Here is an 18,598-nt window from a genome sequence, read left to right as displayed (position 1 = left end):
ACTGTTTGCATAAAAATTCATCTGTATGCACAATAATGTTGTTTCTACCGCCATATTACGGGTGACTTATGCGAAGCTCGGCAAAACAAGAAGAATTAGTAAAGGCGTTTAAAGCGCTGCTTAAAGAAGAAAAGTTCAGCTCTCAGGGCGAAATCGTCCTCGCGTTGCAGGATCAGGGCTTTGATAATATCAATCAGTCCAAGGTTTCTCGCATGCTGACCAAGTTCGGCGCCGTGCGTACCCGCAATGCGAAAATGGAAATGGTGTACTGCCTGCCGGCAGAGTTAGGGGTACCTACAACATCCAGTCCACTGAAAAATCTGGTATTGGATATCGATTACAACGATGCAGTTGTGGTTATTCATACCAGCCCTGGCGCTGCTCAGTTGATTGCACGTCTGCTGGACTCATTAGGTAAAGCGGAAGGGATTCTGGGTACAATTGCCGGTGACGATACCATCTTCACCACCCCAGCTAAGGGTTTTACGGTAAAAGATTTGTACGAAGCCATTCTGGAACTGTTCGAACAAGAGCTGTAATACTTCCTCCCCGTCGCCTCGCGGCGGGGGAAAAACCTCTGTTTCCCCCCTCCTTCCTCTATTATCCACTGCCATTGATTTAACAAATGGTGCGTTTAACCGTCAAAAGTCATTCACATAGCGAATATGAAGAGTTAAAAACGCACATTTTGCAAAAATTCATATCTCAATGATTTAATTGAATTTATTATAAAATTGATGCTTAAAACCCTATTTTTAATTCCGTTTTGTTATAAAAAATATTTTTCTTAATACTTAACCCGCATGGAAACAATTAGCGTGGTATTAATTTATCAAGTGATTAGTGTATACTTGATTTTGTGATGAGGGTCACGAAACGCAGACCCCAATAAAAGAATTCGACGAGGTAAATATCATGAAAATCAAAACAACTATTGCAACCTTAAGCCTTCTTTCTGTTCTCTCTTTCGGTGCAAGCGCCGCAGTGACTCAGGTGAACTCACAAGAAGCACAGAACCTGCAATCCATGGGCAGCATCTCCGTATCTCAGATCGGTAGCTCACCAATGGACATGCGTCAGGCTATCGCCGCTAAAGCTGAAAAAGCGGGTGCCAGCAGCTATCGCGTCACCGAACTCCGTGAAGGCGCTCACTGGCACGCGACTGCAGAACTCTACAAATAAACCCTCGTCGTCTAGTCCGACGACTTGCCCCCGCCTGCCGGGGGCTTTTTTATGCCTTACATTGAGTGACGAACGTTAAAGCGCAGCTGTCCTTCCAGCTCTTCTTCCGCTTCATCGAACAGTAAAATCAGCGCGCCGTATCGCCTGCGTAACTTGTCCGGCAAATGAACAAATTCAATCTCCAGCGGCAGCGGTAAAACGTCCCCGATAACCACCTCCCACAGAGAATCTAAATCAACCACCTTTTCCCGGGCGAGACCGAACGCGCGCGTAAACTCACGGTAGAAATCCCCCTGGTCTTCTATCTCGTCAAAATCAAATGTATAGATGTTCATCTATAGCCACCATCCCGACGCCAGTCACTCTACAGACCATCAATATGCAGGAACCTCCTGCATTTTCAGGTAAGTATAGCCATAAAAAAACCGACGCTTTTAGCGTCGGTTTCCAACTCTTAATTACTGGTCAGCGCATGCTGGTATTTGTGCAGCATCCCGCTAAGTCGTTTTACCGGCTCGGTCACCTGCGGTGGAGCTTGCCAGATGTTTAATTTCTCCTGATAGATCTCAAGCTCTTCCAGCAGCTGGCTAAAGTAGCGTCGGCGCTTGTCGTCGTTGCCTGCGGAAATCACGTGATCCGCAGTGCGACGAAGCTGGCGATGGAACGCGGATAGATCCTCGTTTACCGGTATCGGCGCATCGCGCAGGCGCTGATGCGCAATGATCATCGTCAGCGCCAGGCGAAACTTCGCCAGGTCGCCGGGAAATTTGTTCATCAGCAAAAACAGCTGCTGATAAAGCGCCGGGAGATGGTTTTCTTTACGACGTACCACGTTGGTGGTCATCGCTGAAACCGCCGCCGAGACAAACTGGTTGAGCAACACGCGACCCGTTCTGTCACGAGAGTTATCGCGCACCAACAAAATGACGATAAATGCCAGCACGCAGCCAACAATTTGCCCCAGCGCACTATCAAGGAACTGACTAAAGTGGAAGGTCATCGGGTTATCCAGCACGATGATATTAATAGTGCTGGCCAGCGCCCCCATTGATCCCAGTCGTCGTTTCTGTACCTCTATACCCAGAAAGAACCCCAGCACCGCCAGGCTCAGGCACAGTAACAACATGCTTTGTTGCGTATTGGGGATAATCACCAGGAAATAGAGCGCCCCGAGCGGTAACGCCGCCAACGTACCGTAAATAAAGTCTATTGCCACCATGCGCGGGTTGGGCAAACGCATTGCCAGCGAAGTGACAACCGCAATCATCACCATTGCGCCGCTGCCGGAGGTCCATCCGGTCCACAGCCAGAATAAAGTTCCCAGCACACAAGAAAGCGTGGTGCGCCAGAAGTTGACCATCGCATGATGGCGCTCGGCAGACTCCACCTTCACCACTGGCTCACCTTGCAGGATCTCTTCTTCTGTGGCGCTAATTTTGGTATTACTCAGTACACCGCGTTTGAGCAACAGGTAGCGCGTCGCGGCGCCTGCCCAACTATATATCGTGATCGGCGTTTCGCGTTCGCCGGTCCAGGCAATCACCCGCCGCATCCGCTTCAACTGTTTATGAACATCCTGCACCGTTTCAACCGGCATATTGAACAACTCGCGGAAGGTATCAGTGATCAGTTCGGGTCGAGTGTTCTGAATAAGATAGGTTTCGCAGGACTGCGTGATGAGCGTGAGTGACAGCGTGTTCAATGCTTTGAGTCTGCGGTTAGCCCGCCCCCAGCGTGAGGACTCCATATTCAGGTTACTACGCATGCCTTCCAGTGCCGCCGTACGCCGGACTAAATCGCCCCAGGCTTTGTCCACTTCTTCACTGTCACCATGCTTAATGCACAGCTGCATAAGCTGATACTGCGCCACCAGCAGACTGTCCAGTTCGACATCAATCTCCTGTTTCACCGAACGGGGCGAAAAGAGCAGATCGGCCACAATAGCACAGACAATCCCCATCACTATTTCACTACAGCGTTCGAGCGCAAATTGCGGCGTCAGCAGCGGTTCAGCCTGGATGGTAATGACGATGATCAGCGCCGTATAGCCCGAAAGTCCCCAGGCATAGGAGTTTTCGATCTTCACAAGCGACGAGATCCAGGTACAAAAACCGGCCCAGATACAACACACCAGGATCATCAATAACGGGGCGCGGATCATGCTGATGATAATGATCAGTGCAGCAATACAGCCAATAAATGTCCCGACAATACGCAGCATGCCGCGATAGCGTATAGCACCAGAATAGGGCTCTCCGCCAGCGGCAAAGGCCGGGCCAGCCGCCACAATGGCGGCGGTCAGCACCGCCCAGCGCGGGGTCTCAAGTTGGAAGTGAAAGCCAACGAACAGCGCCAGTACAATCGCGCACGCCAGTTTCACCGCAAAGCGGATATGCTGGTTGGCAATAGAGAAAATGCCCATCACGATTAGCCAAACTCGCGCAGGCGGTGCGCCATTTTACGGAAGAAGGATTCCCGGCTTGCATCGCGATCCTGCTTGCCGGTAATGACGACGGTAGCCGTAGTCCCCGCAGGCCACAGGGTGCCCTGCTGCTCATCAAGACGAATTCGCACCGGTACACGCTGCGCCAGGCGCACCCATTCAAGATTGGAATCAATGGTCGCCATACCCTTTGCGTCCCGAGTGCTGCTGGCATTCGTTACGCCAGCCGCCACGCTATCAACGGTGCCCTTCAGCACATGATTACTGCCCAGCGGGGTGATCTCTGCGCGATACCCAGGGCGGACGCCTTCCAGCTTGGTTTCTTCCATATAGGCCAGCACATAAAAAGAATGCTGTTTGACCAACGCCACCGCCGTAGAGCCGCGAGTAATAAATTCGCCGCTGTAGACGTTCAGGTTAGTCACCCAGCCATCTGCTGGCGCGCGAATGACGGTACGTTCCAGATCTAATTTCGCCAGGTCGCGGGTCGCCTGCGCCTTCGCAAGCTGGTGTAATACGGTTTGCAGGACATTGTTTGACTGGTCAATCTCTTCACGAGACATAGCCTGCACGCCCAGCCGATTACGACGGCTGGCCTCCTGGCGTTTTTCCTGTGATAACACCTGATAGTAGGCGACGTCTGCTTCCGCTTCTTCGAGCGCTTTTTTATAGCGCGGCTGATCGATGGTAAACAGAACCTGGTCTTTCTTCACCAGTTGATTATCATGAACGTTGACGTTAGTGATAAGCCCGGCGACATCCGGGGCTATTGCCACAACGTCGGCGCTGAAGCGCGCATCACGCGTCCACGGCGACTCGGTGTAGAACACCCATGCGCGGAAAATGGCGATGAAGGCCAGAATGACCAGTACGAGAGTCGTGGCCGTACGGGAGAGTTTTCTTGTTAGTGTTTTCACTTCAACCTCAAACGAACAGGCGCGTTATTAAATAGAACAGGCAGCAATACAGCGCGGTGTTAAACAGAGCCGGGTGCCAGACAAAATCATAGATGCCAGTTGGAACCAGTACCCGGCGCACCAGCCAGAAAATCGCCAGTGACAAAAGTAATTCGAAAAAAATCGGTGGGAAGGACAGACCAAACACCACGATAACGGGAAACAGACTCATGTTGACCTTGGTAGCTTAAGAGAGTGCAGGTGATAGATTTTCTAGCGTATGTCACCGCAGAGAAGGGCAAGGATGAGCCAGGCGAGAGCGACATAGCTGTTATTTGAATAATAATATATTAACGTAACTGTTATGCTGTTATCTATATTATGTGATCTAAATCACTTTTAAGTCAGAGTGAACAATGGAACGATTAAAACGTATGTCGGTGTTTGCCAAAGTTGTCGAACTGGGCTCCTTCACCGCCGCCGCAAGACAGCTACAAATGAGCGTTTCATCGATAAGCCAGACGGTCTCTAAACTGGAAGATGAGCTACAGGTCAAGCTGCTAAACCGCAGCACACGCAGCATTGGGCTAACCGAAGCCGGTAAAATTTATTATCAGGGCTGCCGCCGGATGCTGCACGAAGCACAGGATGTTCACGAGCAGCTTTATGCCTTTAACAACACGCCCATCGGCACCTTGCGCATTGGTTGTTCTTCAACCATGGCACAAAATGTCCTCGCCGGGTTGACCGCAACGATGCTGAAAGAGTATCCAGGATTGACGGTAAATCTGGTAACAGGCATCCCGGCACCGGATTTAATCGCCGACGGTCTGGACGTGGTTATTCGCGTCGGCGCGTTGCAGGACTCCAGCCTGTTTTCACGTCGCCTGGGAACCATGCCGATGGTGGTCTGCGCCGCTAAAAGCTATCTCGCGCAGTTTGGCGTGCCGGAAAAACCCGCCGATCTCAGCAACCACTCGTGGCTGGAATACAGCGTGCGCCCGGATAATGAATTCGAACTTATCGCTCCGGAGGGGATCTCTACCCGCCTGATCCCGGAGGGGCGCTTCGTGACTAACGATCCGATGACGCTGGTGCGCTGGCTGGCCGCAGGCGCGGGCATTGCCTATGTGCCGCTGATGTGGGTGATCAATGAGATCAATCGTGGCGAAGTGGAGATCCTGCTGCCCCGCTACCAGTCGGATCCACGTCCGGTCTATGCACTGTATACCGAAAAAGACAAACTACCGCTCAAGGTCCAGGTGGTGATTAATTATCTGACGGATTATTTTGTCGATGTGGCGCAGTTGTTTCAGGGGATGTACGGCCGGGGAAAAGAGAAATAAAAAAGCCCGGTAGCGCTTTGCTTACCGGGCCTACATTCAGTGCCAGCACACATTCCAGGCCGGATACGCTGAGCGCTATCCGGCGACCGGGTCGTTACGCGGTGCCACCTACGGTCAAGTTATCCACCTTCAGCGTCGGCTGGCCCACGCCCACCGGCAAGCTCTGTCCTTCTTTACCGCAAACGCCAACCCCGTTATCCAGTTTCAGGTCGTTACCCACCATCGAAATCTGCTGCATCGCTTCGATACCGGAGCCAATCAGCGTTGCGCCTTTCACCGGTTTGGTCACTTTACCGTTTTCAATCAGATACGCTTCGGACGTCGAGAATACAAATTTCCCGGAGGTGATATCCACCTGACCGCCGCCAAAGTTAGGCGCATAAATACCGTATTCAACGGATTCGATGATTTCCTGCGGCGTGGATTTCCCCGGCAGCATATAGGTGTTGGTCATACGCGGCATCGGCAAGTGCGCGTAAGATTCACGGCGACCGTTACCCGTTGGCGCTACGCCCATCAGGCGCGCATTCAGTTTGTCCTGCATGTAGCCTTTCAGAATGCCGTTTTCGATCAGCACGTTGTACTGACCCGGTGTCCCTTCGTCATCGATAGCCACGGAACCACGACGGTCCGCCATTGTGCCATCATCCACAACGGTACACAGTTCTGATGCCACCAGTTCACCCATGTGACCGCTGAATACCGAGGTGCCACGGCGGTTAAAATCACCTTCCAGACCATGACCGACCGCTTCATGCAGCAGAACGCCAGGCCAGCCAGCGCCGAGTACTACCGGCAGCGTACCAGCAGGCGCTGCTACCGCGGACAGATTGACTAACGCCATCCGTACGGCCTCTTTCGCCCACGCGTCGGCACGGACTTCACCATCAAGGTCGCCAAGGAAATAGTCATAGCCAAAACGACCGCCGCCACCGCTGGCGCCGCGCTCACGCTTACCGTCCTCTTCGACCTGTACGCTTACGGACAAACGTACCAGCGGGCGGACGTCAGCGGCCAGCGTACCATCAGTCGCGGCCACCAGGATCAGTTCATAAACACCGGTCAGGCTGGCGGTCACTTCCTGGACGCGTTTGTCGGCTGCACGGGCCACGTTGTCTACGCGGCGCAGGATATCGAGTTTTTCTTCACGGCTCATGCTCTGCAACGGATCAACCGAGGTGTAAAGCGCCTGATGCTCCACGGCCCCCAGCGTTTTTACTTTGCCGTCACCGTTGTCACGCACGATAGTACGCGCGGCATGAGCGCTTTGTTCCAGCGCCAACAGGCTAATCTGGTCTGCATAGGCAAACCCTGTTTTCTCGCCGCTGATGGCGCGCACGCCAACGCCCTGATCGATATTGTAAGAACCATCTTTAATGATGCGGTCTTCTAAAACCCAGGATTCGTGATAGCTCGACTGAAAATAGAGATCGCCGTAATCAAGACGGCGTTCGGCCAGTTGGCCCAGGATGGCAAACAGATCCTGATGTTTCAGGCCATTTGCCGCTAGCAATTGTTCACTTACCAGGTTCAGACTCATCGTTTTGATTACTCATTTAATTCTGCCGGATAGCGGAAAAAACGCCTTATCCGGCCTACGTTGTTAGGCTGCTGTAGGCCGGATAAGCGCTGCGCCATCCGGCAATACTATGTACTGAGATTGGGGCAATTACTCGCCCCCGTCAAATCATTGCTGGCTTTCTTTGCGCGGCTGACGCAGAACTTCGTTAATTTGCGGCTTATCGACCGGACCGGTGATGCGATAGCGCAGAATCGAGACTTTGCTCCACAGCGGCCCCAGCACCTTACTGGCGGCAAACACCGCCGCACCAACAATCGGGTTGACGGCAAACGCGGCGGCAACGCCTACGGTGGCAGATATTTCTGGTGCAACGATGGCTTCCATGTCCAGATCCCGGCGTACCAGGTTCACTGAACCTTTCATCGCAATATCGGCTTCCAGACCGTCCACCAGCGTGTCGTCGGTATGCATCACACCATCTTTGATCCACGCCGTGCTGCGAATCGAGTCGAAATAGAAGCCTTCGCTGAAGGTGTCGCTAAAATCAAAGCGCAGTTTACGCAGTAACGCATCGAAGCTTAGCAGACGTAACAGTTGCCCCGCATGTCCGGTACTGAGTTCGGTAAGTTCGCCTTTGCCCAGCCGGGTACGCAAAATACCATTCAGCGAGGCTACATCAGGATCCCACGGCGGATTACGCCAATGCAGATCATACTCCACGTTGAATGAAGAATTGCGAATCGGCGTTGATACGCCAAAGAAACCAGCTGCGGAGTCAATTTTATTGCCGCTCAGTTTACCCTTCAGCGACGTTCGCTCCTTGCCCGGCGCATTCACCCACACGCCGTCGGTGGTCAGTCTGGCAAAACCCGTATCCAACAGACCGTTACTCAAGGTGAGCGTGTCGCCTTTAATCGCTACATCGGCGTCAATGCGCCCGTATTTCTGTCCCCACATCCAGCACTCGGCACAGCGCAGCTGAAGGTCCGGCCAGCCACGGAAGCTGACGTTGTCGATGGCTGAGAACGGCGAGGCTGGCGTACTATTTTGTGACGGTTTTGCCGCACTTGGGTTGTAATAAAGATACTTAATATTGGCCAGCCACGGCGCATTATTGCGCATAGCCAGCGTGGCGTTAATTTCACGGCCCTGCGCCTGCACGGTGGAGCCATTGCTCGCAGGCTCAGAAACGATACTCAAATTATTCCACTGTTGACCGCCCAGGGATAACGATGGCGTACGCACCGTGATGCGCTGCGGGAAGTTAGCGTTGCTGCCCACGTTATCCACAGCGCCTTTCTGGAATAACGCCAGCCATTGCGCGCCATCCATAGGGGGAAGATTAAGCTCTATGCCTTGTTGATCGGGTAACGCTGGCACGGTGCGGCTTTCCGACGCCCAGATTGCGCGGTCAAGCGTCAGTTTCTGATTCAGCAGCCAGCGGCTATTAAAATGATTCTTGCTGCCAGCGTTGCCGGTCAGATCAAAGCTGCGCAGATTGCCGTTGGCCTTAACGTTCACCGGCAACGCCTCACCGGCCGCCTTATTCAGCGGAGAAGGTAAGTGACTACTTACATTCTTGAGGTCGCCCTTTAACTCAACGTTGTAGGTCGGCCCGGCATGATACGGAAGATCGATTCCTACCTTGCCATTCCACGCTATGCTGCCATTCAACGCGTCGTTGACCTGCGTCGGTAAAATCCCCATGCGGCTTGGCTGCCAGTCACCTTGCAGATTCACGGCTACCTGATAGGCTTTCGCCCCTTCGGTCGTGGAAAAGTCGACGTTCAGCGGCTGATTAAACCAGTTCGCGGTCATCGGCTCGCTCTTCAGATCGCCGTTGATAAAGCTGAATTTACCATTCAAATTCTTCAGCGTGCTGTCGAGCGGTTTAATAAACAGGCTGTTATTACGCAGGTTGACGTCACCTTTGGCGGTAACCAGCGAGCCGTCTAACGGAATATCAAGATGTAAGCGAGCATTCACATCGCCGTCAATCTGCAACTGCTCAAGCGTAGCGCCGAGTGAATCCTTCAATGGCGTCTCATCAAAATAAGGTCCAACCGCCTTGCCCGGCCCGTTGATGTCGGCATCAATCAGCAGTTTTTCTTTGGCATAGTCGGGGATGTTAGCCGTCAGATTACTGGCCTTCACGCCGCCCAGATTAACGCTATCGGTCTTCATCCACAGGCCGTCGTTAATGAAGTTCAGTTCAATATTAAGGTCAGTCAGCGCGGGCCAGTCGGGCTGGAAAGCAAACTTCGCATTGCGAAGCGGCACCAGTACCTGGAACTGCCCTTCATTGTGTAGATACGGGAACAGATGCGGGTCGCCGCCATACACCAACGTGGCGTTATCCGCTTCGCCGCCCTGAATAGCGCCGCTGAGGTAATCAACCAGCTCTTTGCCCATCAGGTTTTCCGGGAAGTAACGCCAGGCCTGAGAGCCATCGTCGGTGCTGATACCTGCCAGAATGCCCAACCATGGCTCATCATTGGCGGGCTGCAGATAGCGAAAACCACCGCGTGCGTGTACCGCTTTCGCTTTAACATCAATATTGCGCCCATCTAACTGGAAACCTTTATCATTCTTCAGCCAGCTTAGCGTCGCTACGCCGTCCTCTATTTCCAGCGGTGCGCGAAAGACGGTTTCATACGGCATTTTAGCTTGCTTCATGGAAGCAGTGAGCGCCCCGTTTTCAACGCTGCCCGCAAGCGTACCGGAGAAATGCTCTGCCCCTGGCAGCAGCTTCCACTGTTTCCAGGCCAGATTGGTCCACGAGGACTGGAAGCGGGTTTTTTCTGTTGCCTGTAACGGGATATCCAGCGCCAGCACATCTATTTTGCCGCTCGGCTGCGTGGCCCGCCAGATATCACCCAGCGCAGGCGATAACTTGGCCGCCATCGGACGCAGCCCTTCTAACCCGGCCAGCTCCAGATTGCTGGCGCGGATGCGTAGCTCGTCGCTGCGTTTGTTATTCTCGCCGCCGACTTCCTGTTCAGGGATCCAGGCCAGCGTTAACGCCCCGCTTGGCCAGGGTTTATCATCCATCGTGATACGGGTATCGGGAATGGAGAATTGCCAGCCCGACTGTTCGCGGCTGATGTGCGCCGTCAGGTTATCGACGGAGAGCGTGTGCGTACGACTCTCTCCCAGCCAACTTGCCCCACCTTTTTTCAGCCAGACATCGCCGCCGGAAACGGCACCTTTTCTGATCGTCATCCATGCTTCCAGGCTAAAACGCGCGGTTTGCAACGCGACATTATCCTGCATCCATTTACCCAGCCACGGCTTGACGTCAATATCGTCGGCCTGCAACCAGACCCGACCGTTATTCAACAGCCCGTTGTCATCACGCAGATCCATTCGAACCTGCATAACACCGTGCTGCCCGGTCAGACTGGAGAGACTGACCTGCCCTTCAGCGCGATGTCGGTTTTTACCGTTAAGCCAGGTAAGCTGCGGGATCGCCAGTTCTGCACGCTGGCCTGAGAGGGTTAAAAAGCTAATCTGGCTGTCGCGTAGATCGAAATGATCAAACTGACGCAGGAAGAGATCGCTCAGGTGGCCGGCTTCAATTCCATCACCGCTTTCGCTGCGCTGGATGGGGGTATTGGTACGCAGTTGCAACTGCCAGAAGGTGAGATCGCGAAACTGCCAGCGCATGTGCAGCAAGCTTTGCCAGACATCCAGCGCTAATGTGACCCGCTTTACCGAAAATTCACCGCCATCTTTAAGCTGCGCATGGATATCGCGCGCTTCAAGAGTAGGACCGAAATTTTGCCAGCTAGCGGAAAGTTGGCTGGCGGAGACGGGCAGACCGGTAGCGGATTCAATCTTGTCAAGGATGGCCGGACGCCAGCTATCAAGATGAGGCAGCGCAAGGCGCAGCCCACTGACCAGCAGCGCTGCGATGACAACGAATGCGGCTCCAGTGAGCAGTAATATCCCCGGCAATCGCCTCACGCGCCTCTCCTTGTCTACCAAAAAATGTGACTCACAAAACCGTCTTGCCGGATGGCGGCGTGAACGCCTTCTCCGGCCTGCAAGGTATCGCCATTGGGCGTTTACCAGGCCAGATTACATCATGACAACGTCGAACTGCTCCTGGTTATACAGCGGTTCGACTTGTACTTTAACCTGTTTGCCGACAAAGATTTCCACTTCCGCCAACGCATGTGACTCTTCACCCTTCAGGGTTTCAGCCACTGCCGGAGATGCATAAACCAGGAAACGATCGGAGTCATATGCATGGTGTACCCGCACGATTTCGCGCATGATTTCATAGCATACAGTTTCCACGGTTTTCACCGTACCGCGCCCATGACAGGTCGGACACTCGTTGCACAACACATGCTCCACGCTTTCACGCGTGCGTTTGCGCGTCATCTCCACCAGGCCCAGCTGAGAAAAACCGTTGATGCTGGTTTTTACGCGATCCTTGCTCAGCGCCTGTTCCAGAGAGTGCAGCACCCGTCGACGGTGATCTTCATTATTCATGTCGATAAAATCGATAATGATAATGCCGCCGAGGTTACGCAGACGCAACTGACGAGCAATGGCCTGCGTTGCTTCAATATTAGTATTAAAGATAGTGTCGTCGAGATTACGATGCCCAACAAACGCTCCGGTATTGATATCGACGGTGGTCATTGCTTCAGTTTGATCGATGATCAGATAGCCGCCAGATTTCAGTTCAACCTTGCGTTCCAGCGCGCGCTGGATTTCATTCTCAACGTCAAAGAGATCAAAAATGGGCTGGCGTCCGCTGTAATGTTCCAGCTTGCTGGTCATCTCGGGGATATATTCCGCTGTGAACTCCAGCAACGCTTCATAAGTAAGACGAGAGTCAACGCGGATCCGGTCAAGCTGGGCATCAGCAAAATCACGCAACACGCGCTGCGCCAGCGCCAGTTCGCCGTACATCTGGTAGCGCGTTTGCGGGCGCTTTTTACGCTCCATGACTTTAGTCCAGACGCGCTTCAGGTAGGCAGCATCCGAGGCTAGATCCTCCTCGCAGACGCCTTCCGCCGCTGTGCGAATGATGAATCCGCCCTGTTCATCGCAGTAATCCGCCACCACTTTTTTCAGGCGTTCGCGTTCGGTTTCGCTTTCGATACGTTGGGAAACGCCAACGTGCGAAGCACCCGGCATAAAGACGAGGTAACGGGAAGGAAGCGTGATGTCCGTCGTCAGGCGTGCGCCCTTAGTACCCAACGGATCTTTTACCACCTGCACCATCAGATCCTGGCCCTGGCGCACCAGTTCAGAAATGTCGCGCACGGTGAACTGTTTTTGTTCTTCACCCGCCACGCATTCGGTGTGCGGCATGATGTCTGAAGCGTGAAGAAATGCGGCTTTATCCAGTCCAATATCTACAAAAGCCGCCTGCATACCCGGAAGTACACGACTTACACGACCTTTGTAGATATTGCCTACGATTCCGCGTCGCGCCTCACGTTCAATATGAATTTCCTGCAGAATACCGCCATCAATGTAAGCAACCCGAGTTTCCGATGGCGTTACGTTTACCAACAATTCAGCCGTCATGTTTATCCCTTTTCTCACGCAGTGCGTTAAAATTGGTCAGCAACTCATACGTTTCTACCAGCGGTAAGCCGACTACGGCGTGATAGCTGCCATTGATCTTCCTGACAAAACAGCCACCCAACCCTTGAATACCGTATGCACCTGCTTTATCCATTGGTTCACCGCTGGCAACATAGCCCGCGATGTCCTCATCGGTTAGTGCTCTGAACGTCACTTCCGTCACCACCAGACAGTCCAGACTGTGCCGGCGGTCGGCCAATGCCACGGCGGTCATGACCTGATGCGTTTTGCCCGACAGTTTGCGCAGCATTACTGCGGCATGGGCGACGTCGTGTGGTTTTTCCAGCACTTCGCCATTAAGGATAACAATGGTATCTGCACCCAATACCGGCAAATCGCGCTGCGCCAGCGCCACGCCAGCCTGCGCTTTTTCGCGTGCCAGACGCGAAACATACTGCTGCGCGCTCTCCTGCGGGTGTCGCTGTTCTTCAATCCCAGGCACCAGCCGTTCAAAGGTAACACCAAGCTGAGCGAGCAGTTCCTGACGACGTGGAGAACCAGAAGCAAGATACAGAGTATTCATATCAACCTTATTGCACCGCAAACTGCTGACGGACTTTACGCATCAGTAAGAATAGCCATGGCCAAAGCACACCATTCACTACACTACTCCAGAACACTTCGGGTCTGAAAGAGACATTGATCACTAAAAACTCGGCCCAGAAAACAATAATATCCACGACCAGTGATAACAGCATGACCACCAGCGCCTGTTGCCAGAGCGCGAGGTTACGGAATAGCTGGAATTTCAGCGCGACCAGATAAGCAATGATACTCATCGACAATGCGCGCACGCCAAGCGTGGAGCCGCTGATGAGATCCAGTATGGCACCCACCACAAACCCCGTGCCCACATTTACGCGATGCGGCAGCGCCAGGATCCAGTACAACAAGATGAGCAGTACCCAGTTTGGCCGGAAAACCAGAATATCGTCCGGCCAGGGCATGACTTGCAGCAACAGTGCAATAAGGAACGAGAGCCAAATCACCCAACGTCCCTGGCTACGATAGCTTGCCACTTACTGTCCTCCCGGCTTACGCGGAGCAGGTTGTGGCGGCGTGGTACCCGCAGGCGCTGGAGTCACGCCTGCTGCGGGAGCTGGCACTGGTGCAGGCGGCCCCATGGCATCTGGTGCAGGCAGAACTTGCGGCATCATTTGCATCAGACGTTCATTGGCAACGCGGTGCACTTCTTCTGGCGTCATCGGATTTGCGCCGTTACGATCGGCGCCCCACAACAGCAGCAGATAACGCAGACGCTGCAGACCCGCGGTCGGGCGTGCCTGAATCACGGTATAAGCGCGCTGAGTGTCCAGCTTAACGGAAGAAACAACACCAACCGGATAGCCTTCAGGGAAACGTCCCCCCAGACCCGAGGTAACCAGCACATCGCCAACGCGAATGTCGGTGTTGGCCGGCAGGTGTTCGAGCTGAAGATCGTCGGTGCAGCCGTTACCGGCAGCGATCACGCGGATATCGTTACGCAGTACCTGAATGGGCAGAGCATGCGTCGCATCGCAAATCAGCAGCACGCGGCTGGTCAGTTTAGCCACCGCTACGACCTGACCCACAACGCCTTTGTCGCTAATAACCGGTTGACCTTCGTAGACACCGTTAACGCTCCCTTTGTCGATCACCACCTGATCGCTGTAAGGGTCATTAACCGTTGAGATGACCTGCGTCACCATCTTTTGTTCGTCCTGACGCAGCGGCGATCCCAGCAGCTCACGCAAACGCGCGTTCTCCTGTTTATATTGCCCCAGCATCAGCAGCTCGCTGTTTTTCAGCAGCAGTTCCTGACGCAACGCCCGATTTTCAAGTTCGAGTTGGTCACGCGAAGCCAGCGTTTGCGAAACGCCGTCGAGTAATTCACGAGGACCATTTGAGATAAAGTAGAAAGGACTGACGGCGGTATCCATGTACGTTCGGATTTGGCTAAACGTACCCAGGCGGCTGTCGGCAATAATAACGCCGAGCGCCACCAGCACCGCCAGAATAAGGCGAATCTGTAGCGACGGGCCACGGCTAAAAATTGGCTTCATAGTCTATGCGTATTCTCGTATCAGAGCGGAAGGGCAACCCGCGGGCTACCCTACCTGCATCCGATTACTCTTCGCTGAACAGGTCGCCGCCGTGCATATCGATCATTTCCAGCGCCTTGCCGCCACCGCGCGCCACGCAGGTCAGCGGATCTTCAGCAACAACAACTGGAATACCGGTTTCTTCCATTAACAAACGGTCAAGGTTACGCAGCAGAGCACCGCCACCGGTCAGTACCATGCCGCGTTCGGAGATGTCAGACGCCAGTTCTGGCGGACACTGTTCCAGTGCAACCATCACCGCGCTCACGATACCGGTCAGCGGTTCCTGCAGGGCTTCCAGAATCTCGTTGGAGTTCAGGGTAAAGCCGCGTGGAACACCTTCTGCCAGGTTACGGCCGCGAACTTCGATCTCGCGCACTTCGTCGCCCGGATAAGCGGAACCGATTTCGTGTTTAATACGTTCTGCGGTGGCTTCACCGATCAGAGAACCGTAGTTACGACGAACATAATTAATGATGGCTTCGTCGAAGCGGTCGCCGCCAATACGTACAGAAGAGGAGTAAACCACGCCGTTCAGGGAGATAACCGCAACTTCAGTTGTACCACCACCGATATCCACAACCATAGAACCGGTTGCTTCAGAAACTGGCAGACCCGCCCCGATCGCAGCCGCCATCGGCTCTTCGATCAGGAATACTTCACGGGCACCTGCGCCCTGAGCGGATTCACGGATCGCGCGGCGTTCAACCTGAGTTGCTCCAACCGGTACACATACCAGTACGCGCGGGCTTGGGCGCATGAAGCTATTGCTGTGCACTTGTTTGATAAAGTGCTGGAGCATTTTTTCAGTCACGAAGAAGTCAGCGATAACGCCGTCTTTCATTGGGCGAATGGCAGCGATATTGCCCGGTGTACGACCCAGCATCTGCTTCGCGTCATGGCCCACTGCGGCTACGCTTTTTGGCGAGCCGGCACGATCCTGACGAATGGCCACAACAGAAGGCTCATTCAATACGATGCCTTGTCCTTTTACATAAATAAGGGTATTCGCGGTACCCAGGTCAATGGACAGGTCATTGGAAAACATGCCACGAAATTTTTTCAACATACTAAGGGATAATCCTGAAAGCTGGGGCGGAAAACAAAATCCGCTTACTTTACCAACCACACGCAGCAGCGACAAGGCGCAAAAATCATCTGCTACGGTGAAAATTAGTGCAGTTCGTTTCCTTTGTTACAAAATCGGCCTGAGTCCATCAGGGCTGAATAAATCAGCAGCACTCCTCGCTTTTGTTTGCAACCTGTCAAAGGTCATTCACCTGCATGTTTGCTGTTACAACCTGGCGAGCAGACAAGCACACCCCCAGAAGGCACAGCGCGCGTTATTCTACGTGAAAACGAATTAAACGGCAGGTTAAACCGAGTATCTTTGCGAATATTTTTTCACGTTAGTGTCAAGTGGCTGTGATGCGGCAAAAAAATCCCCTTGCCCACCCGCAACTCCGCGTTCCGTCAGCGTATGCCACTCGCTTCGCGAACGAACGCCCGTGGCGTAAACCTGCGTTGGCGTTCCAGAACAAGCCTCCACCAGGCTTTGCACCAGGAGCTGGTTTTCGGTTCGCTTATCAATATTCCTCACCAGGCTTGGATGCAGCTTCAATAACTCAACGTTAAGCTCTTTGATCCAACTGGTGCTCACCAGCGTTAAACCCGCCTGCGTAACGGCAATTCGCACACCCAGCGCATTCATCAATCTGATGACGGGCTGTAACCGGCTGATATGTTGACAGACATCTGCCTCAGCAAGTTCAATAATTATGCGTTTGCGTAATGATTTTTCGCACTGCATCAGCGTATCACGTAGCCAGCGCTGAAAACGTGGGCGAATTAGCGATTCAACCGTTGTCTGCATCGCCAGGTTTTCCTGCGGCCAGTAGCCCAACAGTAAGATCAGACGGCTGATTTGCAGACGGTCATATTCTTCAGCCAGGCCAAACTGCAGGACCATCGGCATATATTCCGCCGAAATAACCTCTTCGCTGCCATCAAAAATACGGCACATCAGCTCCCGGTGGTGCACCCGTCCTTCACGGGTTACCGCAGGCTTTTGATAAATTCTTGGTCCACCCCGGCTGAGCATCTGTTCGATCAGCGTTCGCCAGCGTACGTTACCCCGACCTTTTTCCGGTAGTGAGTCATCATAGACCGACCAACTGTTCCCACCCTGCAATACCGAGTTCCGCGTGGCGGCTTCGGCGTGATCCATCACTTGTTCCGTCGACTGACCGCTGCGGCAAACACAAATGCCAATATGAACCATATCGGCACGGTCGATCATTTTATTAGCCGGAAGCGCATCTACCGCTTTTAATAATTGCCCGGCAATACTTTCCGCCTCTTTCAGCGTGCGGTGTGGCAACAGGATGGCAAAATCGCTACGGTGGTAGCGCGCCAGCAACGCGCCCGGATAGCGCGTCATAAAAGTCGACAACAAATTGATTAGCGTTGAAATTTGTTCTTCCGCAAGGGTAATTCCCCAGCTATCGCGCAGCAGCGTAAAGTCCGGCAGGCGTACCATCATCACGACGCCATGCGATCCCACTTTTTCCTGATCTTCCAGCAGCGTTGCCAGTTGGTTATCAAAGAACAGGCGGTTGCTTAGCCCGGTTTTTGTATCCTGCGCCACATAGGAACGAATCAGCGTATCCAGTCGGCTACGTTGCTCGCGGGCACTTTGAATTTCGGTCAGCAGCATATCGAGCGCGCTACTGGTACGCGCAGGCCATTCATAAACAGTCCCCCGCACGTTCGGTCCACGTTCGCCGTTAAGAATGCGCGTTGAACGAATCTCCAGCAACTCTTGACCTGAAAGCTGACGCTGAAGCCAGCGCACAGACAAAAAGAGCATCAATATAATGAAAGCAATCGCCAACGTGAGCGGCGCGGTAGTCATCAGCGAATGGAAATAGTTGCCCATGGGATCCTGATAAACCAGACGCAGCGACATGCCCGGGTGTTTGACCAACGGGACGGTGACATCACGATACAGATTGTTCGTCCCCGCCGGGCGGTAGCTGCTGGTTCGGGAGTGGTCATACACCACGTGTTCGCCCTGTAGCAGTTCGACGCGCACGATATCCACCGAAACCATCAGTTCATCGATTTGCGGGGTTAGCGCAACGACATCGCGGGAGACAAGGTGCGTATCAATCGCTGTCGCCACCGCCTGAACACGGGTGGTGAACTTATATTGAATCGCGTTATAGAAACTCAGCGAGCAGCCGATAAGAGTCACGAGGATCGTTAACCCTGTAAGCAGCGTCACAAAAGCTGAAAATTTCGTCGTTAATCGCATCCTTGTGTTAACTCCGACAGTTATGAAACAGGCATGAAAGTGATAAAGCGGCGCGAAAATGCAAAACTGAACGCAAAATCCGTCCATTTATACAAACAGTGTGGGCATACTACCAAATTAGGTATATCTGGCAATTTATTGCGCGGAATCGGCATCATGTTTTGATTAGCGAGTATAGTCTTCATTAATAATTTTCCAATCC

The 18,598-nt window shown here is 53.3% G+C and carries 15 protein-coding genes; 3 read left to right on the top strand and 12 right to left on the bottom strand.

All coding sequences use genetic code 11. From position 1 onward, the window contains the following. Window positions 1-68: 68 nt before the first annotated feature. Both argR and yhcN read left to right on the top strand, forming a co-directional pair. A complete protein-coding gene (gene argR / locus HV311_RS02465) occupies window positions 69-539 on the top strand; it encodes a transcriptional regulator ArgR (protein WP_003025162.1) in 471 nt (156 codons plus the stop codon). A gap of 376 nt (window positions 540-915) precedes the next feature. Continuing rightward, complete coding sequence (gene yhcN / locus HV311_RS02460) at window positions 916-1,182, top strand: peroxide/acid stress response protein YhcN (RefSeq protein ID WP_003025165.1); 267 nt, start codon at window positions 916-918, stop codon at window positions 1,180-1,182. 56 nt (window positions 1,183-1,238) lie between these two features. Here the strand turns inward: yhcN and HV311_RS02455 are convergent, their stop codons facing one another. The 4 genes from HV311_RS02455 to aaeX form a co-directional block, all read right to left on the bottom strand. After that, on the bottom strand, window positions 1,239-1,517 hold the full coding sequence (locus tag HV311_RS02455) for a barstar family protein (RefSeq protein ID WP_016154709.1): 279 nt from the start codon (window positions 1,515-1,517) through the stop codon (window positions 1,239-1,241). A gap of 119 nt (window positions 1,518-1,636) precedes the next feature. Further along, complete coding sequence (gene aaeB, locus HV311_RS02450; protein ID WP_047413941.1) at window positions 1,637-3,604, bottom strand: p-hydroxybenzoic acid efflux pump subunit AaeB; 1,968 nt, start codon at window positions 3,602-3,604, stop codon at window positions 1,637-1,639. Between the two features lie 5 nt (window positions 3,605-3,609). Continuing rightward, on the bottom strand, window positions 3,610-4,542 hold the full coding sequence (gene aaeA / locus HV311_RS02445; RefSeq protein ID WP_016154711.1) for a p-hydroxybenzoic acid efflux pump subunit AaeA: 933 nt from the start codon (window positions 4,540-4,542) through the stop codon (window positions 3,610-3,612). 7 nt (window positions 4,543-4,549) lie between these two features. Continuing rightward, a complete protein-coding gene (aaeX, locus tag HV311_RS02440) occupies window positions 4,550-4,753 on the bottom strand; it encodes a p-hydroxybenzoic acid efflux pump operon protein AaeX (protein ID WP_003025177.1) in 204 nt (67 codons plus the stop codon). A gap of 184 nt (window positions 4,754-4,937) precedes the next feature. Between aaeX and aaeR the strand changes: the two genes are divergently transcribed. After that, a complete protein-coding gene (aaeR, locus tag HV311_RS02435; RefSeq protein ID WP_016157586.1) occupies window positions 4,938-5,867 on the top strand; it encodes an HTH-type transcriptional activator AaeR in 930 nt (309 codons plus the stop codon). Window positions 5,868-5,961: 94 nt separating this feature from the next. On the opposite strand, the gene tldD is transcribed toward aaeR, so the two are convergent. From tldD to csrD, 8 genes are all read right to left on the bottom strand, one after another. Then, window positions 5,962-7,407, bottom strand: a complete 1,446-nt coding sequence (gene tldD, locus HV311_RS02430; protein ID WP_016154713.1) for a metalloprotease TldD — start codon at window positions 7,405-7,407, stop codon at window positions 5,962-5,964. A gap of 147 nt (window positions 7,408-7,554) precedes the next feature. Then, on the bottom strand, window positions 7,555-11,355 hold the full coding sequence (yhdP, locus tag HV311_RS02425) for an AsmA2 domain-containing protein YhdP (RefSeq protein WP_191220675.1): 3,801 nt from the start codon (window positions 11,353-11,355) through the stop codon (window positions 7,555-7,557). 114 nt (window positions 11,356-11,469) lie between these two features. Beyond that, window positions 11,470-12,939 carry a ribonuclease G gene (gene rng / locus HV311_RS02420; protein WP_003828822.1) on the bottom strand — a complete coding sequence of 490 codons (1,470 nt, stop codon included), beginning with the start codon at window positions 12,937-12,939 and terminating at the stop codon, window positions 11,470-11,472. Further along, window positions 12,929-13,522, bottom strand: a complete 594-nt coding sequence (locus tag HV311_RS02415; protein ID WP_191220674.1) for a Maf family protein — start codon at window positions 13,520-13,522, stop codon at window positions 12,929-12,931. Before HV311_RS02415 ends, rng begins: the two co-directional genes overlap by 11 nt. A gap of 7 nt (window positions 13,523-13,529) precedes the next feature. Next, complete coding sequence (gene mreD / locus HV311_RS02410; RefSeq protein WP_003025196.1) at window positions 13,530-14,018, bottom strand: rod shape-determining protein MreD; 489 nt, start codon at window positions 14,016-14,018, stop codon at window positions 13,530-13,532. Then, the gene (gene mreC, locus HV311_RS02405; protein ID WP_046275078.1) at window positions 14,019-15,041 is read right to left on the bottom strand and encodes a rod shape-determining protein MreC; all 1,023 of its coding nucleotides are present in this window, start codon (window positions 15,039-15,041) and stop codon (window positions 14,019-14,021) included. A 64-nt stretch (window positions 15,042-15,105) separates the two neighbouring features. Further along, entirely contained in the window at window positions 15,106-16,149 is a 1,044-nt protein-coding gene (gene mreB / locus HV311_RS02400; RefSeq protein ID WP_000913396.1) for a rod shape-determining protein MreB, read from the bottom strand. Window positions 16,150-16,455: 306 nt separating this feature from the next. Continuing rightward, entirely contained in the window at window positions 16,456-18,396 is a 1,941-nt protein-coding gene (gene csrD, locus HV311_RS02395; protein ID WP_191220673.1) for an RNase E specificity factor CsrD, read from the bottom strand. Between the last annotated feature and the right edge of the window lie 202 nt (window positions 18,397-18,598).

Source organism: Citrobacter sp. RHBSTW-00881, from assembly GCF_013728515.1.
Classification (GTDB): Bacteria; Pseudomonadota; Gammaproteobacteria; order Enterobacterales; family Enterobacteriaceae; genus Citrobacter; species Citrobacter braakii.
This window is presented reverse-complemented; position numbering and strand designations above follow the sequence as displayed.